The 1,028-nt window shown below is 52.9% G+C and carries 1 protein-coding gene; it reads left to right on the forward strand.

From position 1 onward, the window contains the following. Positions 1-1,028, forward strand: a 1,028-nt coding sequence (gene tuf, locus C6A40_RS24790; protein WP_025912577.1) for an elongation factor Tu, incomplete at both ends; no start/stop codon positions are given.

Raw genomic sequence — 1,028 nt, forward strand, 5'->3', positions numbered from 1 at the left:
AAAACCTACGGTGGTTCTGCTCGTGCATTCGACCAGATCGATAACGCACCAGAAGAAAAAGCTCGTGGTATCACCATCAACACCTCTCACGTTGAGTACGACACCCCGACTCGCCACTACGCACACGTAGACTGCCCAGGCCACGCCGACTATGTTAAAAACATGATCACCGGTGCTGCGCAGATGGACGGCGCGATCCTGGTTGTTGCTGCGACTGACGGCCCAATGCCTCAGACTCGTGAGCACATCCTGCTGGGTCGTCAGGTAGGCGTTCCTTACATCATCGTGTTCCTGAACAAATGCGACATGGTTGATGACGAAGAGCTGCTGGAACTGGTAGAGATGGAAGTTCGTGAACTGCTGTCTCAGTACGATTTCCCGGGCGACGATACCCCAATCGTTCGTGGTTCTGCTCTGAAAGCGCTGGAAGGCGACGCAGAGTGGGAAGCGAAAATCATCGAACTGGCTGGCTTCCTGGATTCTTACATCCCAGAACCAGAGCGTGCGATTGACAAGCCATTCCTGCTGCCAATCGAAGACGTATTCTCCATCTCCGGTCGTGGTACCGTTGTTACCGGTCGTGTAGAGCGCGGTATCATCAAAGTTGGTGAAGAAGTTGAAATCGTTGGTATCAAAGAGACTGCGAAGTCTACCTGTACTGGCGTTGAAATGTTCCGCAAACTGCTGGACGAAGGCCGTGCTGGTGAGAACGTTGGTGTTCTGCTGCGTGGTATCAAACGTGAAGAAATCGAACGTGGTCAGGTTCTGGCGAAGCCAGGCTCAATCAAGCCACACACCAAGTTCGAATCTGAAGTGTACATCCTGTCCAAAGACGAAGGCGGCCGTCATACTCCGTTCTTCAAAGGTTACCGTCCACAGTTCTACTTCCGTACTACTGACGTGACCGGTACCATCGAACTGCCAGAAGGCGTTGAGATGGTAATGCCAGGCGACAACATCAAGATGGTTGTGACGCTGATCCACCCAATCGCGATGGACGACGGTCTGCGTTTCGCAATCCGTGAAGG

The sequence above is a fragment of the Enterobacter sp. GER_MD16_1505_Eko_090 genome (assembly GCF_003331015.1).
In the GTDB taxonomy this organism is placed as follows: Bacteria; Pseudomonadota; Gammaproteobacteria; order Enterobacterales; family Enterobacteriaceae; genus Enterobacter; species Enterobacter roggenkampii.